The following is a 23,963-nucleotide window of genomic DNA, read 5'->3' on the forward strand; positions in this document are numbered from 1 at the left end:
TGCCGCCTCGCCCTTCTTTTCCTCTCCCCTTGCGGGAGAGGGATGCGCAGCCTTGGCGAGATCGTAGATCGAGCTTAGGCGGAGCTGGGTGAGGGGTACCTGCCGCTCCTACTCCGCCGCCTGCTGCTGGTAGGCCTCCATCGGCGGGCAGGTGCAGACCAGATGGCGGTCGCCGGCGACGTTGTCGACGCGGCCGACCGGCGGCCAGTACTTGTCCTCCTGCGCGCCGTTCAGCGGGAAGAAGGCCTGGTCCTTGGCGTAGGGGCGCTCCCAGTCCTTCATCAGCAGGTGGTGGGTGTGCGGCGCCTGGCGCAGCACACTGTCCTCGGCCTTCACCTTGCCGGCCTCGACCTCGGCGATCTCCTGGCGGATCGCGATCATCGCGTCGCAGAAGCGGTCGATCTCGCGCTTGGCCTCGCTCTCGGTCGGCTCGATCATCAGGGTGTCGGCCACCGGGAAGGACATGGTCGGTGCATGGAAGCCGTAGTCGACCAGGCGCTTGGCAACATCCTCCACGGTGATGCCGCAGGCGCCCTTGGTCCAGCGCAGGTCGATGATGCACTCGTGCGCCACCATGCCGTTCTGGCCCGTGTAGAGCACCGGGAAGTGCGGCGCGAGACGCTTGGCGATGTAGTTGGCGTTGAGGATCGCCATCTGCGTCGCGCGCGTCAGGCCGTCGGCACCCATCATGGCGATGTAGGCCCAGGAGATCGGCAGAATCGAGGCCGAGCCCCAGGGTGCCGCCGAGACGGGGCCCATGGTCTCGCCCTTGCCCGCCGCCGGGTTGACGCCGCTGACCACCGGGTGGTCCGGCAGGAAAGGCGCCAGGTGCGCGCGCACGCCGATCGGCCCCATGCCGGGGCCGCCGCCGCCGTGCGGGATGCAGAAGGTCTTGTGCAGGTTCATGTGCGAGACGTCGGCGCCGATCTCCGCCGGCTTGCAGATGCCGAGCAGCGCGTTGAGATTGGCGCCGTCCATGTAGACCTGTCCGCCGTTGGCATGGACGATCTCGCAGATCTCGCGGATCGCCGTCTCGAAGACGCCGTGCGTCGAGGGATAGGTCACCATCAGGGCGCCGAGGCGGTCCTTGTGCTGCGCGGCCTTGTCCTTCAGGTCGGCGACGTCGACGTTGCCCTTGTCGTCACAGGCCACCACGACCACCTCCATGCCGGCCAGCACCGCCGAGGCCGGGTTGGTGCCGTGCGCCGAGGAGGGAATGAGACAGACGGTGCGGTGCTGCTCACCGCGGCTCTCGTGGTACTTGCGGATGGTCATGAGGCCGGCGTACTCGCCCTGGGAGCCGGCGTTGGGCTGCAACGAAACAGCATCGAAACCGGTCGCCGCGCAGAGCATGGCCTCCAGTTCCTCGAAGAGCTGGTGATAGCCCTGGACCTGGTCGAGCGGCGCGAAGGGATGGATTTCGGCGAACTCCGGCCAGGTGATGGCCTGCATCTCGGTCGTCGCATTCAGCTTCATGGTGCAGGAGCCGAGCGGGATCATCGAGCGGTCGAGCGCCACGTCCTTGGCCTGCAGGCGCCGGAGGTAGCGCAGCATCTCGGTCTCGCCATGATAGAGATTGAAGACCGGATGGGTGAGGTAATCGCTGGTGCGTTTGAGCGCCGCCGGAATGCCGTCCTTGGCCGCGCCGTCGAGCTCGGCCACCTGCGGTGCCGTGGCGCCGAAACCGGTGAAGATCTCGAGAAGTTTCTGCACGTCCTCGCGCGCGGTGGTCTCGTCCAGCGCGATGCCGAGACGGTCGGAGTCGACGAGGCGCAAGTTGATGCCCGCCTCGCGCGCCTTGGCGAGATAGGTCTCCGCGCGCGCCGGCAGGCTGAGCGTCAGGGTATCGAAGAAGCTGTCGTTCTCGACCGCGACGCCGAGGCGCTCCAGCCCCGTCGCCAGGATGCCGGTCAGACGCTGCACGCGCCGCGCGATGCGCTGCAGCCCGTCGGGACCGTGGTAGACGGCAAAGAGAGCCGCGATCACCGCAAGCAGGACCTGCGCGGTGCAGATGTTGCTGGTCGCCTTCTCGCGGCGGATGTGCTGCTCGCGGGTCTGCAGGGCCATGCGCAGCGCCGGACGCCCGGCGGCATCGACCGACACGCCGATGATGCGCCCGGGCATGGTCCTCTTGTAGGCGTCCCTGGTGGCGAAGAAGGCGGCATGCGGGCCGCCGTAGCCCATCGGCACGCCGAAGCGCTGGGCCGAGCCGACGACGATGTCGGCACCCAGCTCGCCGGGCGGCGTCGCCAGGGTCAGCGCCAGCAGGTCGCTGGCGACTACCGCCAGCGCGTCCTGCGCATGCAGGGCCTCGACGATGGGGCGGATATCGTGCAGGTGGCCGTAGGTGCCTGGATACTGCAGCAGCGCGCCGAAGACCTCCTTGCCCGCCAGGTCCTTGGCCGGATCGCCGACGACGATCTCGATGCCCAGCGGGCGGGCGCGGGTCTGCACCACGGCGATGGTCTGCGGATGGCAGTCGTGGGCGACGAAGAAGGTCTCGGACTTAGATTTGGCGACGCGGTGCGCCATGGCCATGGCCTCGGCCGCCGCCGTCGCCTCGTCGAGCAGCGAGGCATTGGCGATCTCCAGGCCGGTGAGGTCGATGACCATCTGCTGGAAGTTAAGCAGCACCTCCAGGCGGCCCTGGCTGACCTCGGCCTGGTAGGGCGTGTAGGCGGTATACCAGCCCGGATTCTCCAGCACGCGGCGCTGAATGACGCCGGGCAGGAAAGTGCCGTAGTAGCCCATGCCGATCATGGAATTCATGATCTTGTTGCGGTCGGCCATCTTGCGCAGATACCCGAGCGTGTCGCGCTCGTTGCGCACCCGCGGCAGCGCCATCGGGGTGTCGCTGCGGATCGACGCCGGCACCGCCTTGTCGATCAGGTCGTCCAGCGACTTGAGGCCGAGGGTTTCCAGCATCGCCGCGATCTGCGGCTCGCCGGGACCAATATGGCGGCGCACGAAATCGTCGCGCTTTTCCAACTCTGCCAAGGATGGCTGCTCTTTACTCATAGGGTCTTCTCCGTTCGCCACCCGGCGATTGAAACAACGATTCCGCTCAGCCTTCGATGAAGGCCTTGTAGGCGGCCTCGTCCATCAGCGAGGCCACCTGGGAGGCGTCGCTGAGCTTCATCTTGAAGAACCAGCCGCCGCCCTCGGGGTCGCTGTTCACCTTGCCGGGCTCGTCGTTGAGGGCCTCGTTCACCGCCAGCACTTCGCCGTCGGCCGGTGCGTAGATCTCGCTCGCCGCCTTCACCGATTCCACCACCGCGGCTTCCTTACCCTTGGCAAGGGCCTTGCCGATATCCGGCAGCTCGACGAAGACGATATCGCCCAGCTGTTCCTGGGCGTGGTTGCTGATGCCGACCGTCGCCTCGTCGCCGGATACCATCACCCACTCGTGGTCTTCGGTGTAACGCTTCTCGCTCATGCTGTTGGTTCCCCCAAAAGGATCAGCCTCGAAAATAATTGTGCGGCACGAAGGGCAGCGCCACCACGCGGCAAGGCATCGCCTTTCCGCGCACCATCGCCTGCAGTGGCGTGCCTTCCGCCGCCAACGCGGTCTTCACGTAACCCATGGCGAGCGGCCCGCCCAGCGTCGGCCCGAAGCCGCCGGAAGTAACGGAGCCGACGGTCTGGCCATTGTCGTCCTGCAGCTCGGTGCCTTCGCGCATCGGAGCGCGGCCTTCGGGTTTGAGGCCAACGCGGCGGCGTCCTGCGCCTTCCGCCAGTTGCTTCTGCACCACCGCGGCGCCCGGGAATCCGCCTTCCTGCTTGCGGCGTTTCTGAATCGCCCAGGTGAGATCGGCTTCGACCGGCGTGGTGGTGGTGTCGATGTCGTGGCCGTAGAGGCAGAGGCCGGCCTCCAGGCGCAGCGAATCGCGGGCGCCGAGGCCGGCCGGCGCCACCTCGTCCTCCGCCAGCAGGCGGCGCGCCAGCGCCTCGGCCTTCGCCGCCGGGACCGAAATCTCGTAGCCGTCCTCGCCGGTGTAGCCGGAGCGGCTGATCAGGCAGGCGGCGCCGTCGATGTCGACCGGCTTGCAGTCCATGAACCTCAGGGTCTGCACGCCGGGCGCCAGGCGCGCCAGCACGTCGGCAGCCTTGGGCCCCTGCAGGGCGATCAGCGCGCGGTCGGTCATCTCGGTGAGCGTGACGTCGCCCTTGAGGTTCGCCTTCAGGTGCGCAATGTCGGCTTCCTTGCAGGCGGCGTTCACCACCAGGAACAGCCAGTCGCCCTGGTTGGAGATCATCAGGTCGTCAAGGATGCCGCCGGCATCGTTGGTGAAAAAGGAATAGCGTTGGCGCCCCAGCGCCAGGCCGGCGAGGTCCGCCGGCACCAGCGCTTCCAGCGCGGCGATGCGGTCGGCACCTTCCAGCTTCACCTGGCCCATGTGGGAGACGTCGAACAGCGCCGCGGCTTCGCGCGCCTGCTTATGCTCGGCCATGATGCCGGCCGGATACTGGACCGGCAGCGCGTAGCCCGCGAAGGGCACGATCTTGCCGCCCAATTCCTGGTGCAGGGCGTAGAGAACCGTGTGTTTCGCCCCCGATGCGCTGGCATCTTCCACGCGCGCCTCCTCCGACAAAGTCATGGGTTCCGCGTCACCGCCTTCGGTGACACGGCCCCTTCTGTCATCGATACCTGAGAGATTCACCGGCCCGCCGCACGAACCGGCGGGCGATTTACTCCTTCGGTGAGACACGACCGGCGAAACCTCGATGCCGGACGCGGCCGCTTTCCAGAAGCGCCTCTCCCTAGCGGTCCTTTTGCCTGAGAGTTTCCGGGGCGGTTGCTCCTTCGGCGCCGGTCTCTTGCAAAGACCGGTCTCTCCCGCAAGGGATCAAAGGCAAAGACGGTCGATTTGCGGTCGGCCGTCTTGCTGCAAGAGAGAAGCTAGCCCGCCACCGGCCGAAGATCAACTGCCCCGAATTTCAGCTCTTCGGGCCATCACCGGCCGCCTGGCGCGCCTGATAGAGCGCAATGACCGCTGCAAAGCCGTCCGGCTGGTACGGGTCGACCAACTGGTCTGGCGGCAGGACGACCCAGTCCTGCTTGCGGGCCGTCCAGAACTGGGCGACCGGCCGCAGTCCGCGCGGGTCATCCAGGCCCCCGATTCGCACGATCAGGATGTCAGGAAAAGCAGGGAAGCTGTCGAAGACGCGTGTGCCGCAGCGCGCACAGAAGCAGCCCTCGATCTCACGGCCGCTGTCCGCGCGCCGCCGGATCCGCCCGGGCTCGCCGGCCAGCAGGGTGAAGTCCGCCGCCGGCACGACCATGGCGAGCGCGAAGGCGCTGGACGTCAGTCGCTGGCAGTCGCGGCAGTGGCAGCAGTAGACGCAGAGCTCCGTCCCGCGTGCGACGCGGTAACGCAGGGCGCCGCAGAGGCAGCCGCCCTCCCGGCTTGCAGCGGAGGCCTCAGTAGTTCGCCCGATTGTACTCGAGCTCCTCATGGGTCAATTCCAGGCCGACGTAGATGCGGTAGTCACCCCCGTCCTGCCCCTGCGGCAGCGTGATGACCTGACCGATCTCCTCCAGCCCGGAGACGCGGGTGCGGTTACCGGGGAAGGGAATCGCGATGTCGAAGCTCTCACGCGCCAGGATCGTCTGGTCGGTCTGGGCAACGGCGACGAAGTAGCGGATATTGGCCAGGCGATCGCTGTTGGCGGGGCCGCGCGAGGCCACGACATTGACCTGCAGGTCGACGTCGAGGACGTTCTCGTCGTATTCGCAGACCAGCTGGCCGGTCTGAATCTGAGCCTCGAAGAGCACGTCGGTGAGGTCGCGCCCGGTACCGTTGAACTTCACCTGGCGCGCGGCGTCGTTAAGCACCACCGCCCGGGGGCAAGGCCGGGTTTCCGGCTCGCCGGCGCAGGCCGACAGCAGCGCGAGACCGGCGCCGGCCACCACCACCAGCTTCAGCGGCAGACGGCCCGGGGAGCGCCCCGGGGAACTGGAACTGCCCAGGAGGCGAAACGCGTCGGTCCGGAAGGAAAACACAGTCATGGGTGCTCGCTTGTTCCCAAAGGGTCGTCGGGGCCGGTGGTTACAGCTTGGAATGGCTGCCGTCGCAAAGCGGCTGCCTGCCGGTCGCCTTGCAGCCGCAAAAGAACACGTCCTTGCTGGCGGCCGCCTCGTAGACCACCGGGGCGAGCCCGGTTCCCGAGTGCGAACCGTCGCAGAACGGCTGCTTCTTGCTGCGCCCGCAGGCACACCAGAAGTACTTCTTTCCGACCTCGACGGAAACCTTGTAGGGCTCCTTCTGGGCGGGAATCGGGGCGGTCATGAAGCCTTCCTTCCGGCGGCGCGCTGTATTAGTGTCCGGCCGGGCGCGGCAGCCGCCGCCAGCCCGCCGAACCCTGGGCGGACTTTAGGGAAGCGGCGGCGGTGCGACAAGGCCTCCGACCCGTCTCGCGGCTTCCCGGCCGTCCCGCTTTGAGCCGGTATGGCGGGGGTGGCGGGCGCAGGCCCTGCGGCGGAAATCGAGGCGAAACAGGCCTTGCAGAGCCGGGCGCGGGCCCGCACCCTAAGGCATAGCAGGAGAGGCCTGCGGAAGGGCCGGCGACACAGCCTGTTGCCGGCACCCGGCAGGCACCACATTGAAGGCACTACATTCAAGGACAGGGATCCCCTTTGAATGACTAACAAGCCGCTTACCGTCTTTCTGGCCAACCCGCGCGGCTTCTGCGCCGGGGTCGAGCGGGCCATTGCGATCGTCGAACGCGCGCTGGAGCAGTATGGCGCCCCGGTCTACGTGCGCCACGAGATCGTCCACAACCGCTTCGTGGTCGAATCGCTGGAAGCCAAGGGCGCGGTCTTCGTGGAGGAGTTGAAGGAAGTGCCCGAGGGGGTGCCGGTGATCTTCTCCGCCCACGGCGTGCCCAAGGAGGTGCCCGAGGAGGCCGAGCGGCGCGAGCTGTTCTACCTGGACGCCACCTGCCCGCTGGTCAGCAAGGTGCACCGCGAGGCCGAGCGTCACGAGCGCACCGGCCGGCAGATCCTGCTGATCGGCCACGCCGGCCATCCCGAGGTGATCGGCACCATGGGGCAGGTTCCCGAGGGCGCCATCCTGCTGGTCGAGGATACCGAGGCGGCGCATACGATCCAGGTCGACGACCCGGACAACCTGGCCTACATCACGCAGACGACGCTGTCGGTCGACGACACCATCGAGATCATCGCCGTCCTCAAGCGGCGCTTCCCGGCCATCCACGGCCCCAAGAAGGAAGACATCTGCTACGCCACCACCAACCGCCAGGAAGCGGTGAAGGAGATTGCACGCCGCTGCGACGCCCTGCTGGTCGTGGGCGCGCCGAACTCTTCCAACTCGCAGCGTCTCGTCGAGGTGGCGCGCCGCGAGGGCTGCCAGCGCGCCATCCTGGTGCAGCGTGCCGCCGATATCGACTGGGATGCCCTTGCCGGCATCGAGCGGCTGGGCATCACCGCCGGCGCCTCGGCCCCCGAAGTCCTGGTCGAGGAGGTCGTCACCGCCTGCCGTGAGCACTTCGACGTCACGGTGGAGAACGTCAGCGGCGTGGTCGAGGACGTCATCTTCAAGCTGCCCAAGGAACTGACCGACAAGGTCGCCATCGCCTGATCCCGCCGCTTCGCCGTTCCCGCGCCGTCGGCGCCCCGTATCAGCCCCACGTAACCACCCGCACGCACCGCCGATGGCCGTCTACACGGAAGTCTCCGCCGAAGACATCGAAAGCTTCGTCGCCGAGTACGGCATCGGCGAAGTGCTGTCGTTCAAGGGCATCGCCGAAGGCGTCGAGAACTCCAACTATCTGCTGCAGACGGATCAGGGCAGCTTCATCCTGACGCTCTACGAGAAGCGCGTGGATGCGGACGACCTGCCCTTCTTCCTCGGCCTGATGGAGCACCTGGCAGGGCGCGGCATCAGCTGCCCGGTGCCCCTGCACGCCCGCGACGGCAAGGCGCTGCGCCAGCTCTGCGGCCGGCCCGCCGCGCTGGTGACCTTCCTGGAGGGTCTGTGGCCGCGCCGGGTGCACACTTTTCACTGCGCCGCCCTGGGCGGGGCCATGGCGCAGATGCATCTGGCCGGCGCCGACTTCGCCCTCAAGCGCGCCAACGCGCTGTCGGTCGCCGGCTGGCGGCCCCTGCTGGAGTCCTGCCGGGCACGCGCCGACGAGGTGAAGCCGGGCCTTGCCGCCGCCCTGGATGCCGAACTCACGCAGCTGGAAGCGGCCTGGCCGAAGGACCTGCCGGCCGGCGTCATTCACGCCGACCTTTTCCCCGACAACGTGTTCTTCCGCCACGAGCGGCTGAGCGGCCTCATCGACTTCTATTTTGCCTGCAACGACTACTTCGTCTACGACTTGGCGATCTGCCTGAATGCTTGGTGCTTCGAGCACGACAATGCCTTCAACGTCACCAAGGCGCGCCTGCTGCTGCAGTCCTATCGGCGCGAGAGAGCGCTCTCGGGCGAGGAGCTGGCGGCGCTGCCGCTGCTCGCGCGCGGCTCTGCTCTGCGCTTCCTGCTGACCCGCCTCTACGACTGGCTCAATCACCCGGAAGGCGCCTACGTGAAGCCCAAGGATCCGCTGGAGTACTGGAAGAAGCTGCAGTTCCATCAGGGCGTGCGCGGCCCCGGTGCCTACGGCCTGGATCTCTGATCATGACGGCAAGCCCTCCTCGCGTGGAAATCTTCACCGACGGCGCCTGCTCCGGCAATCCGGGACCGGGCGGCTGGGGCGCGGTGCTGCGCTATGGCGACGCGGAAAAGGACATCTACGGCGGCGAGAAGGCGACCACCAACAACCGCATGGAGATGATGGCCGCGATCGCCGCACTGGAGGCGCTGAAACGCCCCTCCACCGTCGACCTCTACACCGACAGCAACTATCTGCGCGACGGCATCATGAAGTGGATCCACGGCTGGAAGCGCAACGGCTGGAAGACGGCAGCCAAGCAGCCGGTGAAAAACGTCGACCTCTGGCAGCGCCTGGAAACGGCCCTGGAACGCCACGACGTCACCTGGCACTGGGTGAAGGGCCATTCCGGCCATCCGGAGAACGAGCGGGCCGACGCCCTGGCCCGCGCCGGCGTGGAAAGCGTGCGCTGACCCGCTCCGCCTCGACGCAGCGGGCCGGGCCGCCCGCCCCTGCGACAAATTGTCTCTCTATCACATTGAATTAACGGCGAAAATTGCCGCAGATCAATGTCGGCAGCGGACCGCTCTGCTGTACTCCCCGCGGCCTGCGGATCACGAGCGGGTAGGGACTCCGAAGGCCACAACAGCACCCGCAACGGGTGCCGCGAATGGGCATCAATAGGAGATTCCGATATGAAGAGGGTACCCGCGCACAGGCGCCGCATGGCCGGCCTGGCTTTGCTCCTGGCTGCCGCCGCACCGCTGCCGGCCGCCGCCGAGGATGGCTTTCTCGGCCTGGACTGGAACGGTTCGCTGGGCGAAGGCCGCCACAGCCGCTACGTGCCGCCGCTGACCAACCCAGTGTTCAACGAGACGCCGTACATCACCACCGAGGCGCGCGGCATCTACATGTACAACGAGATTCCCGACGGCGACGACTTCGTCACCGACGGCGGCAATATCCATCTGGGCGCCCTGCAGCTGCGTGTCGCGCTGACCGAGCGCCTGGGCTTCATCGCCACGAAGGACGGCTACGCGGACGCCAACTTCAACGAGGTGCTGGACGACGAAAGCGGCTTCGCCAACATCGCCTTCGGCCTCAAGTATGCGATCCTTTCGGATCCCGAGAGCGAGTCCATCCTGACCGCCGGCCTGCGCTACGAACTGCCGATCGCGGGCCTGGAAACCGGCGGCATCGAACTGCAGGGCCACGGCAACGGGTTCATCAACCCCTTCGTCACCGGTGCGACGACCTTCGGCGACCTTGGACTGCAGGCCAGCCTCGGCGCCAACGTCGCCCTCGACACCGAGGTCGACACCTCGATCCTGCACTACTCGCTGCACGCAGACTACGAGGTCTTCGAGAACTTCTTTCCGCTGATCGAGGTGAACGGCTTCACGCCGATCGACCACGGCAACCGCCTGACCGGCGCGCTGGGCAAGCTGGACGGCATCGACCTGCTGAACTTCGGCAGCGACGACCGCGGCACCACGGTGACCCTGGGCGGCGGCTTCCGCTACCGCTTCACCGACAATGTGCAGATCGGCGTCGGCGCGGAAACGCCGATCACCGACAAGGAAGACACCATCATGGAGTACCGCGTCTACGGCGATGTCGTGCTGTCGTTCTAGACCGCAAAACACGGCGAAACGCGAACGGCGGCTCTCGCGAGCCGCCGTTTTGCGTTTGGCAGCACAGGGTGCTTACAGCGTGGCCAGCACCGACTCGGCGCTCGAGACCTCGAAGGCGCCGGGCTGTTCGACGTGCAGGCCGGTCACCGTGCCGTCGTCGACCACCATGGCAAAGCGCTGCGAGCGGATGCCGAGGCCGACGCCCGTCGCGTCGAGCTCCAGGCCGATCGCCTTGGCAAAGGTCGCGTTGCCGTCGGCCAGCATGGCCACCTTGTCGCCGACCTGCTGGTCCTTGCCCCAGGCGTCCATCACGAAGGCATCGTTCACCGCCATACAGGCAATGGTGTCGACGCCCTTGGCCTTAAAGTCACCGGCCTTCTGGACGAAACCGGGCAGGTGCTTGGCCGAGCAGGTAGGCGTGAAGGCACCCGGCACCGAGAACAGCACCACTTTCTTGCCCTTGAAGAGTTCGTCGGTGGAGATTTCCTGAATGCCCTCGTTCGTCTTGATGCGGAAGGAGGCGCTGGGAATGCGGTCGCCGACCTGAATCGTCATGAGATTTCCCCTGGATTGCCGGTCCCTATCGTAACGGGGACCTCTGGTTCTTGATTGCGGCCACTCCTCGGAAGGCCGGGGCCGCCGCTGCCCCAGAACATAGAGCGAGCGGAAAGCCATTCCAAGGTCCGCGAAGAGCCTACTCGCGGAGGGGTTTTAGCGACTGGCCGTCTCGTTGCGAGCGGCTTTATCGAGGGCAGACAGTACCGCCTCCGGGGTAAGGATTTCCGGCAGGGCCAGCCCTTCGGGCGCGCCGGGGCCGTAGACCGCGTTGAAGGGAATTCCGTAGCGCCCGAAGCCGGCCAGGTAGGCAGCAATGGCGTCGCTCGGCAAGGTCCAGTCGCCGCGCATGCGCAGCACGCCGGGCGCATCGAGCCGCGCGGTCACGGCGTCGGTCTCGAGCACCAGCTTCTTGTTCACCTGGCAGGTGATGCACCAATCGGCGGTGACGTCGACGAAGATCACCTGCCCGGCGGCGACACGGGCGGCGATCTCGCCGGTGTCCAGCGGGCGCCAGGCCGCAGCCTCCGCCGCGGCAATTTCGTGGCGCTGGGGATCGCCGACGCCCGCCGGCAGGGCGAAGGCTGCCAGCGCCAGCAGAGTCGCCAGCGCCGAGGAGGCCAGGCGGTGTTTCGCCGCGAGCGCGGGGCGCAGCCACAAGGCGGCGCCGAGGCCGATCAGCAGCCCGGCCATGAGGGAAGCCGCCAGCACACCGACCTGGGCGGCCAGCACCGTCAGCAGCCACACGGCGGTGGCCGCCAGAAGGAGGCCAAGAAAGCGGCGCAGCCACAGCATCCAGGCACCAGGGCGCGGCAGCCAGGCGATCAGGCGCGGCATCGCGGCCACCAGCAGGTAAGGCAGTGCGAGGCCGATGCCGAGGACGGTGAAGATGAGAAAGATCTCGACGGCGCCGCGCGACAGCGCGAAGCCGACCGAGGTGCCGAGGAAGGGCGCCGAGCAGGGTGTCGCCAGGAGAGTCGCGAGCGCGCCAGTGGCAAAGTTGCCCCACAGGGAATGCTGCTCGCCCTCCTGGGTCCCTTTCGCCGCCAAGCGGCCGACGAAGCCGGGCAGCGGCACCTCGAAGAAGCCCATGAGGTTATAGGCGAAGAGCGCCATGATGACGGCCAGCGCCGAGAGGAACAGTGGTTGCTGGAACTGGATGCCCCAGCCGACGGCGAGACCCGCGCTCTTCAGAGCCACGGCAGCCGAGGCCAGCACCAGGAAGGAAAACAGAATGCCTGCCGCCGAGGCGAGGAAGCTGGCGCGAATCGCCGCGCGCGCGCGACCGCCCTGCTGCACCACCGAGAGCAGCTTCAGCGACAGCACCGGCAGCACGCAGGGCATGAGGTTGAGGATGAGGCCGCCGACGAGGGCCAGGGCCAGAATGCCGGCGAGGCCAGCGAAATCCAGCGGGGGCGCGGCGGCGGCCAGCGGGTCGGCGAAGCGCGCCACGGTCTGCCGTTCGATGCCGCGGACGCCATCGGTCACCGTGACGGTGAGCGCCTTGCCCTCCAGCACCTTGTCGCTGCCCGCCGTCTTACCCACGGCAACGCTGAGCTTCGCCTGTTTGCCGCCTTCGCCGAGCGTCACCTCCGGAATGCCGAAGTGGAAGCCGGGCGGTGCCTCGACCAACAGGTCCGGCGCCGTGAAGGCGGTGTCCGACCGCGCGGTCACCTGCAGCCGCGGCGCTGCCAGCGAACCGGCGAGCGTTACCTCGGCGATCTCCAGCCCCCGCTCGGCGCCGAGGCCGGGCACCTCATCCTGGAAGCTTTCGATCAGGAACGCTTGAGGCGCGCGCGCGCCGTCGCCCGCCGGCAGGTCGAGGCTGAGATCCGCCGTGTAGGGGATGCAGATCTCCTCGCAGATCAGGTAGTCGACCTTGGCGCGCAGGGCGAGCGGCTGGCTGGGATTCTCGAGGCTCGCGCGCACCGGCAACACCACCTGGCCGCCGTATCCGAAAGTTTCCAGCCCGAACAGCGAGAAGCGGTGCGGCACCGGCCAGCGGATGGTCGCCTGCTTCAAATTGTCCGAACCGCTCCAGTCGACGCTTGGCGGCAGGCCGGCGTCGCCCGGCGAGCGCCAGTAGATCTTCCAGCCCGGCTGCAGATCGAACTCGAGACCAAAATCCAGGCTGTCCCCGGCGACGGATTGGGCAGCGCTGATGAGACGCAGGCGCGCCTGATCCTCCTCGGCCCAGGGCCCGGCCGCGGCGCGCGCGCCGCCGCTGCCGGCAGCGACAGCGGACAGGGCCAGCAAGCCCACCAGAAGAACCCGTGATTTCAGCAACTTAACCAGCATTTTTACCCGCAATCCAGGACCCGAGCGGAGGCCGCCTTCGTGCTTTCCGGCATATAGCGGACAACAGCCATAATATCCAGTGGAGGGCAAGCGGGCCTCACAAGAACGTGTGACGCCACGTCCCTCGCGTGGTCGTTCGCGCAGCGGCCTCCATCACCGCCCGAAAAAAGTCAGCAGCCGGCCATTGTGGCGCGCCCGGCGGCCCGCTAGATTCTTAACCATGCAGGACCGAGAATACCTCACCGGCCAGCTTCTGATCGCCATGCCCGGCATGCGCGACTCCCGCTTCGCCCGTACCGTCATCTACGTTTGCGCCCACCATCCCGATGGTGCCATGGGCTTGGTCATCAACCGGCTGGTCGGTGCCATCACCTTTCCCGACCTGCTGACCCAGCTTGGCATCGGCCCGCTGACGGTGAACGAGGAAATTCGCGTTCACTTCGGCGGCCCGGTGGAATCCGGCCGCGGCTTCGTCCTGCATTCCGGCGAATACCGCCAGGACTCGACGCTGCAGGTCGACGACTCCATGGCGCTGACCGCGACGGTCGACATTCTCCGCGACATCGCCGACGGCTCCGGCCCACGCCGTAAGCTGCTGGCGCTCGGCTATGCCGGCTGGGGGCCCGGCCAGCTCGACTCGGAGATCCAGGCCAACGGCTGGCTGCACGTGGCGCCCGACGAGGAGCTGGTGTTCGACGACGCCCTCGACAGCAAGTGGGAACGCGCCATCGGGAAGCTGGGGGTCGACGTCTCCATGCTCTCCGGCGACGCCGGACACGCGTAGGACAGCGCGGCCCGGCAGAGCTGCCGCCGCCTATACCCGCGGATCGTCGCGCAGCATTTCGAACAGCAGATGGTCCTGCCATTTGCCATTGATGCGCAGGTACTGACGGGCATAGCCCTCCTGCCGGAAACCCACCTTCAGCAGCAGCGAGCGGCTGGCTTCGTTGCTCGGCAGGCAGGCGGCCTCGACGCGGTGCAGCGCCAGTTCCTCGAAAGCGAACTCGACCACCGCGGAGACCGCCTCACTCATAAAGCCCTGGCGCGCGTAGCGCTCGCCGATCCAATAGCCGATGCTGGCGGCCTGGGCGACGCCGCGGCGCACATTGGAAATCGTCACGCCGCCCATCATCGCCTGATCGGAAAGCCGATGCACCAGGAAGGAAAAGCCGGTGCCGCGGCGCCATTCCAGAGTGTAGGCCTTGAGGCGGCGGCGGAAGGCGTGGCGGGTCAGCGCATCGTGCGGCCAGGTAGGCTCCCACGGGGTGAGGAAGTCGCGGCTTTCCTCGCGCAGGCCCGCCCAGGCCTTCCAGTCGCTCATGCGCGGCGGCAACAGGAAGACGCGGGAGCCCTCCAGGCGGATCGATTGGGGGCTGTCGCCGCGGAAGACCGTGAAAAGCATCGCCGACCGCCCTCCCCCGTCCCCTGCCGGTTCAGTTCAGCCGCGCGGCGATCCGCGCGGCGCTTTCCAGCTGCCGGATCGGGCCGATGGCGGTGATGGTCGGCGCGCTGGCCATCAGGCGCCGGGCCACCCGCTCGATATCCGCCGGCGTCACCGCGGCGATCTTGCGCAGCGACTCCTCGACCGGAATCGGCCGGCCGTAGATCAGCAGCTGCTGGGCGATCTGCTCGGCGCGCGCGCTCGACTTCTCGCGGCTCATCAGCAGCGAGGCACGCAGCTGCGCGCGGGCGCGGTCCAGTTCCTGCTCGCTGACGCCGAGCGACAGCTTGCCGAGTTCGTCGCAGACCACCGGCACCAGTTCGCGCACTTCCTTTTCGCCGGTACCGGCATAGACGCCGAACAGGCCGCCATCGAGGAAAGCCGAGTGAAAGGAATAGATTGAGTAAACGAGGCCGCGCTTCTCGCGCACCTCCTGGAACAGGCGCGAGGACATGCCGCCGCCGAACAGCGTCGAGAGCGCCGAAAGGGCGTAGTATTCGTCGTCCAGGTAGCCGACGCTGTCGAAGCCCAGCAGCAGATGGACCTGCTCCAGGTCGCGCGCCTCGCGGCGGTCGCCGCCCTGATAGCGGGCGGCATCCGTGGTGCCGTTGCAGGAAAAGCCTTCGTGCGTAAAGGCCGCGGCCGCCATATCGACGAAGCGGTCGTGCTCCATGGCGCCCGCGGCGGCCACCACCATCTGCTGCGGGCCGTAGTGGGCGCGCAGATAGTCCCACAGCGCTGAACGCTCCAGGGCGCTGACCGTGCGGGTTTCACCCAGCACCGGGCGGCCGAGCGACTGGTCCGGGTAGGCGGTCTCCTGGAAGTGGTCGAAGACGATGTCGTCGGGGGTGTCGTAGGCCTGACCGATCTCCTGCAGCACCACCGCGCGCTCGCGCTCCAACTCCTCCTGCTGGAAGGTCGCGCACTGCAGGATGTCCGAGACGATATCGAGCGCCAGCGGCGCGTCCTCGGCCAGCACCTTGGCATAGAAAGCCGTGTTCTCGCGGCTGGTATAGGCGTTGAGGTGACCGCCGACCGCCTCGATCTCCTCGGCGATGTCCTGCGCGCTGCGCTTCTCGGTACCCTTGAAGACCATGTGCTCCAGGAGGTGCGCGATGCCGTTCACCTCCGGCGTCTCGTGGCGCGTGCCGGCGCCGATCCAGGCACCGAGGGAGACCGTGGCGACCCCCGGCATGGTATCGGTGGCAACGGTCAGGCCCGAGGGCAACCGCGTGACCTGAACGCTCGTCTCGATGCTCATGCCGCCCCCCTCGCCCTTGCACTCTGGGGCGGATCGTTCTTCTGGCTGCGGATGTAGTCCTGCAGCGCGGCGAGGTCGTTGGGCAGCGTCGTGCAGCGCTCCTCGCGGTCATAGAGATCGGCGAGACGCTCGGGAAGTTCCGGACGCACACCGGATGCCTTCTCCACCGCGTCGGGGAACTTTGCCGGGTGGGCGGTGGCGAGCGCCACCACCGCAGAGATTTCCGGCCGCACTTCGGCACGCGCCGCTGCCGTGGCGATGGCGCTGTGCGGATCGAGCAGCTCGCCGGTCTCCTCCAGGCGCCGGGCGATCTCCGCCGAGGTCTCATCGTCGTCGAAGCGCTGAGCATCGAACAGGCGGCGCAGGCGCTGCAGTTCCGCATCGCCGACCGAATAGGCGCCCGACTGGCGGAAGCTTTGCAGCGCGCGGCGCACCTGGGCGCCGTCGCGGTTGTAGACGTCGAACAACAGGCGCTCGAAGTTGGAGGAGATCTGAATATCCATCGACGGCGAGATGGTCGGGCTGACGCCGGCCATCGTCATGCTGCCGCTCTCGAAGAAGCGGGTCAGGATGTCGTTTTTGTTGGAGCCGACGATGAGCTGGGCCACCGGCAGGCCCATGCGCCCGGCGCCGTAGGCGGCGAAGACGTTGCCGAAGTTGCCGGTCGGCACGGCGAAGGCGATGGCGCGATCGGGCGCGCCCAGCGCGACGCCGGCGACGAAGTAGTAGACGATCTGGGCCATGATGCGCGCCCAGTTGATGGAGTTCACCGCCGAGAGGTTCATGGCGTCACGGAAGGCGAGGTCGTTGAACATCGCCTTCACCTGGTCCTGGCAGTCGTCGAAGGTGCCTTCCAGCGCGATGTTGTAAACGTTGGGCGCCAGCACGGTGGTCATCTGGCGGCGCTGCACCTCCGACACACGGCCCTTGGGGTGCAGCATGAAGACGTCGATCTGGGCGCGGTCGCGGCAGGCCTCGATGGCGGCCGAGCCGGTGTCGCCGGAAGTGGCGCCGACGATGGTGACGCGCTCGCCGCGCTCCGCCAGCACGTGGTCGAACAGCCGCCCCAGCAGCTGCAGCGCATAGTCCTTGAAGGCCAGCGTCGGGCCGTGAAACAGCTCCATCAGCCAGGTGCGCTGGTCGAGCTGCTTTAACGGCGCCACCGCCTTGTGGCCGAAGCCGGCATAGGTCTCGTCGAGGATACGCTTCAGGTCGGCGTCGGCGATCACGCCGCCGACGAAGGGCTTCACCACTGCGAAAGCGACCTCGGCATAGGGCTTGCCGGCGAAGCCGCGGATCTCCTCCGCCGAGAACTGCGGCCAGCTTTCCGGCAGGTAGAGGCCGCCGTCGCGCGCCAGGCCCGCGAGCAGCACCTCGTCAAAGGAAAGCACCGGAGCCTCGCCCCGGGTGGAGACATACTTCATATCCAGCGGTCCAACATCGCCTGTGGCGGAAGGGCTAATCTAGACGCGGCAGCCGGGCCGCCGCAACCCGCGGCAGTGGGGCGCAGCGGCACCGCCGCGTGGTTAACGCCGATAAACCATGAGCCGCGCCGTCACTGCCGTGCTCACGGCAGGTAGCGCGCCTTCAGATGGTCCTTGAAGACCTCGGGGTTCAGCGGCTCGCCGGTCGCCTTTGCGAGGATTTGTTCGAAGCCGGCGGAGGAGGCCTGGGCGTGGACGTGCTCGGCCAGCCAGCCCATCAAGGGAGCGAAGTTGCCCTGGCCGAGGGCCGCCGGGATCTCCGGGTGGGCCTTCCTGGCGGCGGCGAAGAGCTGCGCGGCGGTCATCGCCCCCAGGGTGTAGGTCGGGAAATAGCCCCACGCGCCGTCGTACCAGTGGATGTCCTGCAGGCAGCCCAAACGATCATCGGGCGGCGTGATGCCGAGCAGTTCCTTCAGGCCCCGGTTCCACTCCGTCGGCAGGGCCTCCAGCTCCATATCACCGGCGATGAGCGCCTTTTCCAGGCGATAGCGCAGGATGACGTGGGCCGGATAAGTCACCTCGTCGGCGTCGACGCGGATGAAGTCCGGCTTCACCTCGTTGTAGTGGCGCAGCAGGTTCTCGGCTTCCCAGGCCGGGCCGGTGCCGCCGAAGGCCTCGCGCGCCAGCGGCGCCAGGTAGCTGACGAACTCGCGGCTGCGGCAGGCCTGCATCTCGACCATGAGCGACTGGCTCTCGTGCATCGCCATGCCGCGCGCCTCGCCGACCGGCTGCAGGCGCCAATCCCGGGGCAGGCCCCGCTCGTACATGGCATGACCGGTCTCGTGCAGCACGCCCATGAGGGCGATGGTGAAGTCGTCCTCGTTGTAGCGGGTGGTGATGCGCACGTCATCAGGCACGCCGCCGCAGAAGGGATGCAGCGAGGTGTCGAGACGCCCGTGCTCGAAGTCGAAGCCGACGGCGGCCATCAGCTTGCGCGCCAGCGCCTCCTGCTTGGCGATGGGGAACGGCCCCTCGAGCGGCAGGGCCGGCGGCTGCGCCGCCTGGCGGTCCAGCACGTCCGACAGGAACCCCGGCAGGAAGGCCGCGAGGTCCGTTAAGACCGCGTCGATGCGCGCCGACTGGCCGCCGGGCTCGTACTCATCCAGGAGGGCGTCGTAGAGCGAGCAGCCGAGGCGCTCGGCCTTGGCGGCGGCCGCCTGGCGGGTCAGGTTCAGCACCTCTCTCAGGGCCGGCAGCACGGCGGCGAAGTCCGCTGCCGGCCGCGCCTTGCGCCAGATCATCTCGCAACGCTTGCAGGCCTTGGCGAGCGCCTCCACGAGGTCGCTTTCCAGCGCCGTGGCGTGCAGCCAGCGCCGGCGCATCTCCGAAAGGTTCGCCTGTGTCCAGGCATCGAGCCCCCTGGTCTCCGCCGAGGCCTTGTCGAAGAGTTCGTCCAGCGAGGGGTCGGTCAGGATCTCGTGACAGACCACGCTGAGGGTCGCCAGCTGCTCGGTGCGCGCCTCGGCACCCCCCGCCGGCATCATCGCCGACATGTCCCAGCCCAGCATCCCCTGCGCTTGCTGCAGAGCATGCAAACGCTTGAATTTCCTGGAAAGTTCTTCGTAAGCGGTCATTAACGCAACTCCTGGAGACTGGACCCCCATAGATATAAGAAACGCCGGCAGGGGAAAAGGGGTGCGGGATGACCACGCTGAACCACGACGCCATGACGCCGCCCCGGCGTGACTTCGGCTATCGCTGGATCCTGTGCGGCTTTCTCGTCGCCGTCCTCTGCGGGATCTTCATCCTCGGCGCCCATGCCATCGTTGCGGACTCCCCCTGGAAGATAAAGGCCGGAGGCCTGTTCCTTGCCGTGATCGGCGGCGGTTTTTTCTGGATGCTCGTTGATCAGCTTCTGCTGCCGGCACCGATCCTGACCATCGATGCCCAGGGGATCTGGGACCGCAGGATTTCCGGCGCCCCGCTGCCCTGGCGCGCGATCCGGCGGATCTATCCGCAACGTTTCCCCCTGCCCGGCAGCCTACCCACTCTCCGCGTCGAACTGAGCGACCCGACCTGCTACCGGCCGCCAAGCCGTGGCGTCTGGCGGTTCCTGCCCCGCCGCCGGGGTGTTGTACCGAGCCTAGTGATCGTTCCCGCGCTGCTGAATGCCCGCAGCGGCGAGATCCTGGCGGAGATCGAACGCTTTCGGCCCGGTGCGGTAACGGCGCCGATTGACCCGTTGGGAGCAGAAGCCTCCGTCAGGGCCGCGGAAGCGGCGGGCTACCAAGGCGATTCGCAAGGCCTCGCCTGCCATCGAAACCGCAAGATCCTGAAAGCCCATCTGGGCATCAGCCTCGTCGCCGCGAGCGTCTTTGCGGTCATGCTCGCCGCAGGGATTCGCAGCTTCATCATCGTGGCACTTATTGTCGGCGGCGCGCTTCTCTTTGCCCTGTGGCTGCTACGCGAATTGTCCCTCTCCAAGCCAAGGCTGATCGTCGGCCCTGAAGGAATCACCCTCGCGGACTTCGGCAGTCGGACGGTGTCCTGGCAGGCCGTGCAGGATGTCAAAGTGACCGATCAGTTCATCAAGGTGGAAGAAGAGGTGCCGCAAGACGCCGTTCCGCAAGGCGCCCTGGCCGAGTTCTTCAGCAGCAGAAACCCGGTAATAGTGACCTTTGCGCTCGACGCCAGCACCGACGAGATCCGCGCCGCCGTCGCTCATTTTCGCGCTCAGGCCTTGGAATCCTCATCTTCCCGCCGGTAGTGGAAGAGGAAGTAGATGACCAGCAGGATGACGGCGAAGGAATACCAGGTGATGGCGTATTCCAGGTGGTCGTTGGTCAGTTGGATGCGGGTCTGGCCGCCGATCGGCAGGCCGCCGGGGATCTCCGAGGCGACGGCGTCGGCGTAGACTTCGGTGATGATCGGTCCGTCCACGTCTCCCGCCATGACCGGCAGGTCGAGCCAGAAGTAGAAGCGCTTTTCCGGGTCGTTCGGCGGCTTGGCGAAGCTGACGCCCTTCCAGCCGTCGGTGCGCAGCAGCGCCTCGATGGTGATCTCGCCCTGGAGCTGCCCCTCGGCGCGGGTCGCCGGGTCGCGCCGGTTCTCCGGCACCCAGCCGCGGTTCACGAGGATGGTCCGCCCACCGCCCGGGCTGGAGGGGGTGAGGACGAAGGGGGTGACGATGTTGAGGCCGACGCGCCCGCTCTCGGTGCGCGCGCCGAGATAGAACTCCTCGTCATGACGGAAGGTCCCGGTGAGACTGACGCGGGTGAACTCCACCGCCTGCGGGTCCGGGAAGCTTTCGGGTAGCGGGATGGCCTGGCCCTCCGCGCGCTCGTGGCGCAGCGCGATCTGCTCCTCCTTCCAGACCAGCCGCTGCACCTGCCAGGTGCCGAGGCCGAGCAGGATGACGAGGGCCGCAAAGGTGCAGACGGTGGCCCAGAAGGTCGGCCGGAAGCGCCGCTTGCCGCCTAGGTGAAAGCTTTCCGGAGCGCTCATTTATCGTCTTCGCTGTAATCGACGAGGCCGCTGTCGCTGGCGTGGTGGCGGAACTGCAGCGCCACCAGCAGGCCCTTCAAAGGGTGCAGGAAGGCCAGGGCCGTGAGCAGCACCGGCAGGGGCCACACCACGAGGTGGACCCACCAGGCCGGCTCCAGGGAGAACTCAACCCAGATGACCAGCGGAAAAAAGATAGCGCCGAGGATGAAGATGACGAAGACCGCCGGGCCGTCGCCGGCGTCCTGCTTACTGAGATCGAGGCCGCAGACCTTGCAGCGGTCGGCGATCTTCAGCACGCCGGAGAAAAGCGGGCCCTTGCCGCAGCGCGGGCAGCGGCACAGGAGGCCGGTGACGATGGCGTTAGGTGGCTCCGGCGGCAGGTGATCCGGGGCGGAAGGGCCGGGGCCAGAAACGCCGGAAGGGGGCGCCGTCATCGCGGCACCCCCTTGCCGGGGTTGGACGGAACGCTCTGCGGCAGGCGGGTGATCAGTTGCCTCCCCACCAGTAGACGCAGATGAAGAGGAACAGCCACACGACGTCGACGAAGTGCCAGTACCAGGCCGCGGCCTCGAAACCGAAGTGATGGTCCGGCTTGAAGTGGCCGGCATAGGCGCGGAAGAAGCAGACGATCAGGAAGATCGTGCCGACCAGCACGTGGAAGCCGTGGAAGCCCGTCGCCATGTAGAAGGTCGAGGAGTAGATGCCGTCGGTGAAGCCGAAGGCGGCATGGCTGTACTCGTAGGCCTGCACGGCGGTGAACAGCGCGCCCAGCAGGATGGTCAGCGCCAAGCCCTGCAGCAGTCCCTGGCGGTCGCCGTGGAGCAGCGCGTGGTGCGCCCAGGTCACGGTGCAGCCGGACAGCAGCAGGATCATGGTGTTGAGGAACGGCAGGTGGAAGGCGTCGAAGACCTCCACGCCGACCGGCGGCCAGACACCGCCGGTGAACTCGGCGCGCGCCACCTGGGCCGCCTCGCCCGGAAACAGGCTGGCGTCGAAGAAGGCCCAGAAGAAGGCGGCAAAGAACATCACTTCGGAGGCGATGAACAGAATCATGCCGTAGCGCAGGCCCAGCTGCACCACCTTGGTGTGGTGGCCCTGGTGGACGGCCTCCTTGATGACGTCGCGCCACCAGAAGAACATGGTGGCCAGCACCATGAGGAATCCGGCCGGCAGCACCCACGGCGTCACGTCGTGCATGAAAAGCACCATCCCGGTGGCCAGCACGCCGCCGGAGATCGCCCCGACAAACGGCCAGGGGCTGGGGTCTACCAGATGGTAGGGATGGTTCGGTTGATCGTGGCCTGCACTCATGGTCATTCCCCGCTCTTGATCGCCGGTTCACCCGGCCTGCATCCCCAAAATCAAGCGGGGACGCCCTCGTCAATTCCCTCTGCCCCGGGGCCAGACCCCAAAGGCGTTCGCTCGTTCGCGCGCCAGGCGCGCGGTCAGTTTACGCTCTGCCCCTCGCCTTCCTCTTCGGTCTGAAGGGCGCCCAACTGCTGAGCGGCCTCCTCGTCCGGGAAGAAGGTATAAGACAAGGTGATGGTCTTCACTTCCTGCAGGTTCGGATCTTCGTCGATCGCCGGATCGACGAAGAAGCTGACCGGCATGTCGGCTTCCGCACCGGCGGCCAGCTGCTGCTCGGTGAAGCAGAAGCACTGTACCTTATTGAAGTACTGGCCGGCCTTCAGCGGCGTGACGTTGAAGGTGGCAGTGCCGACCGTGACGCGGCCGGACAGGTTGCGCGCATGGAAGAAGGCCAGGCCCGACTCGCCGACCTTCACGGTCATCTCGCGTTCGACCGGTTGGAAGGCCCAGTTCAGACTGGGATCGACGTCGGCGTTGAAACGAATCTTGAACACGCGCTCGCCGACCGTCACCGGCGCCGATTCGGCGACCTGGGTGGTGCCGCCGTAACCGGTGACCTGGCAAAACAGCTGATAGAGCGGCACCGAGGCATAGGCAGCGCCGATCATCGCCGCGGCGATGCCGACGAGCGTGACGCCAAGGCGCTTGTTGGCGCGGCCCTTGCGGTCGTTCTGCCGGGTTTCGCTCATGGCTCAGTGCCCGCCCATGCGGATGATGGAGACGAAGTAGACCACGACGACGAAGGCCAGCAGGGCCGCGAGAAGGGCCCAGTTCTTGATCCTCTGCCGACGCTTGCGATCATTGTCGTTCTCGCCCGTCATCGTCATCAGCCTGCGAGCCCGAAGGCACCGGCGCCCGGCAGCATTCCGGACAGCATCCCGGGTGCGCGGTCGACGATCAGCAGGGTGAACAGCACGAAGAGATAGAGGATCGAGTAGCCGAACAGCTGGCGCGCCGGGCGGTCGCCGCTGCGATCATCGGCGCTGCGCTGCACGGCGGCGGCCAGCAGGACGAAACAAACGCCCATGATCACGGCAACGACGCCGTAGACGAGGCCGGCGGTGCCGAGCACGGCCGGCATGACGCCGAGCGGCGCCAGCAGCAGGCTGTAGAGCATGATCTGGCGCTTGGTGGCCGCACGCCCGGCGACCACCGGCAGCATGGGCACCTTGGCCTTTGCGTAGTCGATGTCGCGGTAGAGCGCCAGCGCCCAGAAGTGCGGCGGCGTCCAAACGAAAATGAGGGCGAACAGCATAAAGGAGTGAATATCCACCCCGCCTGTGACCGCGGCCCAACCGATCATCGGCGGGAAGGCGCCCGCGGCACCGCCGATGACGATGTTCTGCGGCGTGCGCCGCTTGAGCCAGATCGTATAGACGAACACGTAGAAGCCGTTTGCCAGCGCCAGCAGGCCGGCGGCCGTCCAGTTCAGCGCCATGCCCATCAGCATGATCGAGAACAGGCTGAGCACCACACCGAAGGCCAGCGCCTCCTGCGGGGCCATCTTGCCGCGCGGCAGCGGTCGCCCACGGGTGCGTTCCATCAGGGCGTCGATGTCGCGCTCGTACCACATGTTGATGGCGCCAGCCGCGCCGGCATTGACGGCGATGCAGAGCACGGCCACCGCCGCCAGAAAGGGATGCAGCTCGCCCGGCGCGGCATAGAGGCCGGCGAAGCCGCTGAACACCACGAGGCTCATCACCCGCGGTTTCAGCAGCGCCAGGTAGTCGGAAACCTGACCGGCACCGCGGGTCGCGACCCCGGCGTCGTCGCCGGCGAAGGTCGCGCCCTCAGTGCCCAGTCGAAGCGAAAGGTCGCTCACTCAACGATCCCTCGTGCTTGCCATCGAACCCGGGACGCCC

The 23,963-nt window shown here is 67.3% G+C and carries 24 protein-coding genes and 1 riboswitch; of the genes, 6 read left to right on the top strand and 18 right to left on the bottom strand.

The window, feature by feature from the left end; translation table 11 throughout:
- Nucleotides 1-108 precede the first annotated feature (108 nt).
- The 6 genes from gcvP to WDC82_RS03045 all read right to left on the bottom strand — a co-directional run bounded on the left by gcvP (nucleotide 109) and on the right by WDC82_RS03045 (nucleotide 6,290).
- Entirely contained in the window at nucleotides 109-3,018 is a 2,910-nt protein-coding gene (gcvP, locus tag WDC82_RS03020; RefSeq protein WP_340115773.1) for an aminomethyl-transferring glycine dehydrogenase, read from the bottom strand.
- Nucleotides 3,019-3,064: 46 nt separating this feature from the next.
- A complete protein-coding gene (gcvH, locus tag WDC82_RS03025) occupies nucleotides 3,065-3,436 on the bottom strand; it encodes a glycine cleavage system protein GcvH (protein ID WP_340115774.1) in 372 nt (123 codons plus the stop codon).
- A 22-nt stretch (nucleotides 3,437-3,458) separates the two neighbouring features.
- Complete coding sequence (gene gcvT, locus WDC82_RS03030) at nucleotides 3,459-4,574, bottom strand: glycine cleavage system aminomethyltransferase GcvT (RefSeq protein WP_340115775.1); 1,116 nt, start codon at nucleotides 4,572-4,574, stop codon at nucleotides 3,459-3,461.
- Nucleotides 4,575-4,755: 181 nt separating this feature from the next.
- A riboswitch (glycine riboswitch) is annotated at nucleotides 4,756-4,850 on the bottom strand.
- Between the two features lie 88 nt (nucleotides 4,851-4,938).
- Nucleotides 4,939-5,457, bottom strand: coding sequence for a GFA family protein (locus WDC82_RS03035; protein ID WP_340115776.1), 519 nt, complete (start codon nucleotides 5,455-5,457; stop codon nucleotides 4,939-4,941).
- Nucleotides 5,423-6,010, bottom strand: coding sequence for a hypothetical protein (locus tag WDC82_RS03040; RefSeq protein ID WP_340115777.1), 588 nt, complete (start codon nucleotides 6,008-6,010; stop codon nucleotides 5,423-5,425). The genes WDC82_RS03035 and WDC82_RS03040 overlap by 35 nt, the downstream gene beginning before the upstream one ends.
- Nucleotides 6,011-6,050: 40 nt before the next feature.
- Nucleotides 6,051-6,290, bottom strand: a complete 240-nt coding sequence (locus WDC82_RS03045) for a CDGSH iron-sulfur domain-containing protein (RefSeq protein ID WP_340115778.1) — start codon at nucleotides 6,288-6,290, stop codon at nucleotides 6,051-6,053.
- A 351-nt stretch (nucleotides 6,291-6,641) separates the two neighbouring features.
- Here WDC82_RS03045 and ispH point away from each other — a divergent pair, with 351 nt between their 5' ends.
- The 4 genes from ispH (at nucleotide 6,642) to WDC82_RS03065 (ending at nucleotide 10,250) form a co-directional block, all read left to right on the top strand.
- Nucleotides 6,642-7,601, top strand: a complete 960-nt coding sequence (gene ispH, locus WDC82_RS03050; protein ID WP_340115779.1) for a 4-hydroxy-3-methylbut-2-enyl diphosphate reductase — start codon at nucleotides 6,642-6,644, stop codon at nucleotides 7,599-7,601.
- Nucleotides 7,602-7,674: 73 nt separating this feature from the next.
- Nucleotides 7,675-8,640, top strand: coding sequence for a homoserine kinase (locus WDC82_RS03055; protein WP_340115780.1), 966 nt, complete (start codon nucleotides 7,675-7,677; stop codon nucleotides 8,638-8,640).
- Between the two features lie 2 nt (nucleotides 8,641-8,642).
- Nucleotides 8,643-9,089 carry a ribonuclease HI gene (gene rnhA, locus WDC82_RS03060; protein WP_340115781.1) on the top strand — a complete coding sequence of 149 codons (447 nt, stop codon included), beginning with the start codon at nucleotides 8,643-8,645 and terminating at the stop codon, nucleotides 9,087-9,089.
- Between the two features lie 222 nt (nucleotides 9,090-9,311).
- Nucleotides 9,312-10,250, top strand: a complete 939-nt coding sequence (locus WDC82_RS03065; RefSeq protein ID WP_340115782.1) for a transporter — start codon at nucleotides 9,312-9,314, stop codon at nucleotides 10,248-10,250.
- 72 nt (nucleotides 10,251-10,322) lie between these two features.
- Here WDC82_RS03065 and WDC82_RS03070 read toward each other — a convergent pair whose 3' ends face one another.
- Nucleotides 10,323-10,805, bottom strand: coding sequence for a peroxiredoxin (locus tag WDC82_RS03070; RefSeq protein ID WP_340115783.1), 483 nt, complete (start codon nucleotides 10,803-10,805; stop codon nucleotides 10,323-10,325).
- 156 nt (nucleotides 10,806-10,961) lie between these two features.
- Complete coding sequence (locus tag WDC82_RS03075; RefSeq protein ID WP_340115784.1) at nucleotides 10,962-13,103, bottom strand: protein-disulfide reductase DsbD domain-containing protein; 2,142 nt, start codon at nucleotides 13,101-13,103, stop codon at nucleotides 10,962-10,964.
- A 220-nt stretch (nucleotides 13,104-13,323) separates the two neighbouring features.
- Here WDC82_RS03075 and WDC82_RS03080 point away from each other — a divergent pair, with 220 nt between their 5' ends.
- The gene (locus tag WDC82_RS03080) at nucleotides 13,324-13,887 is read left to right on the top strand and encodes a YqgE/AlgH family protein (protein WP_340115785.1); all 564 of its coding nucleotides are present in this window, start codon (nucleotides 13,324-13,326) and stop codon (nucleotides 13,885-13,887) included.
- Between the two features lie 30 nt (nucleotides 13,888-13,917).
- Here WDC82_RS03080 and WDC82_RS03085 read toward each other — a convergent pair whose 3' ends face one another.
- The 4 genes from WDC82_RS03085 to WDC82_RS03100 all read right to left on the bottom strand — a co-directional run bounded on the left by WDC82_RS03085 (nucleotide 13,918) and on the right by WDC82_RS03100 (nucleotide 18,863).
- Entirely contained in the window at nucleotides 13,918-14,505 is a 588-nt protein-coding gene (locus tag WDC82_RS03085) for a GNAT family protein (protein ID WP_340115786.1), read from the bottom strand.
- A gap of 31 nt (nucleotides 14,506-14,536) precedes the next feature.
- A complete protein-coding gene (locus tag WDC82_RS03090) occupies nucleotides 14,537-15,805 on the bottom strand; it encodes a pitrilysin family protein (protein ID WP_340115787.1) in 1,269 nt (422 codons plus the stop codon).
- The gene (gene thrC / locus WDC82_RS03095; protein WP_340115788.1) at nucleotides 15,802-17,229 is read right to left on the bottom strand and encodes a threonine synthase; all 1,428 of its coding nucleotides are present in this window, start codon (nucleotides 17,227-17,229) and stop codon (nucleotides 15,802-15,804) included. Before thrC ends, WDC82_RS03090 begins: the two co-directional genes overlap by 4 nt.
- A gap of 143 nt (nucleotides 17,230-17,372) precedes the next feature.
- Entirely contained in the window at nucleotides 17,373-18,863 is a 1,491-nt protein-coding gene (locus WDC82_RS03100; RefSeq protein ID WP_340115789.1) for a carboxypeptidase M32, read from the bottom strand.
- 68 nt (nucleotides 18,864-18,931) lie between these two features.
- On the opposite strand from WDC82_RS03100, the gene WDC82_RS03105 reads away from it, so the two are divergent.
- A complete protein-coding gene (locus WDC82_RS03105; RefSeq protein WP_340115790.1) occupies nucleotides 18,932-19,996 on the top strand; it encodes a hypothetical protein in 1,065 nt (354 codons plus the stop codon).
- Here WDC82_RS03105 and WDC82_RS03110 read toward each other — a convergent pair.
- From WDC82_RS03110 to WDC82_RS03135, 6 genes are all read right to left on the bottom strand, one after another.
- A complete protein-coding gene (locus WDC82_RS03110; RefSeq protein ID WP_340115791.1) occupies nucleotides 19,963-20,733 on the bottom strand; it encodes an SURF1 family protein in 771 nt (256 codons plus the stop codon). The two genes, WDC82_RS03105 and WDC82_RS03110, sit on opposite strands and share 34 nt — an antisense overlap.
- Entirely contained in the window at nucleotides 20,730-21,167 is a 438-nt protein-coding gene (locus WDC82_RS03115; RefSeq protein ID WP_340115792.1) for a DUF983 domain-containing protein, read from the bottom strand. Before WDC82_RS03115 ends, WDC82_RS03110 begins: the two co-directional genes overlap by 4 nt.
- Before the next feature lie 52 nt (nucleotides 21,168-21,219).
- Nucleotides 21,220-22,044 (bottom strand): cytochrome c oxidase subunit 3, encoded by an 825-nt coding sequence (locus WDC82_RS03120; RefSeq protein ID WP_340116948.1) that lies wholly within the window; start codon nucleotides 22,042-22,044, stop codon nucleotides 21,220-21,222.
- A gap of 134 nt (nucleotides 22,045-22,178) precedes the next feature.
- A complete protein-coding gene (locus WDC82_RS03125; RefSeq protein ID WP_340115793.1) occupies nucleotides 22,179-22,790 on the bottom strand; it encodes a cytochrome c oxidase assembly protein in 612 nt (203 codons plus the stop codon).
- A gap of 3 nt (nucleotides 22,791-22,793) precedes the next feature.
- Nucleotides 22,794-22,928, bottom strand: coding sequence for a hypothetical protein (locus WDC82_RS03130; protein WP_340115794.1), 135 nt, complete (start codon nucleotides 22,926-22,928; stop codon nucleotides 22,794-22,796).
- A complete protein-coding gene (locus WDC82_RS03135; RefSeq protein WP_340115795.1) occupies nucleotides 22,928-23,923 on the bottom strand; it encodes a heme o synthase in 996 nt (331 codons plus the stop codon). Before WDC82_RS03135 ends, WDC82_RS03130 begins: the two co-directional genes overlap by 1 nt.
- Nucleotides 23,924-23,963: the final 40 nt, after the last annotated feature.

Source organism: Pelagibius sp. 7325, from assembly GCF_037652055.1.
Lineage (GTDB): Bacteria > Pseudomonadota > Alphaproteobacteria > Kiloniellales > Kiloniellaceae > Pelagibius.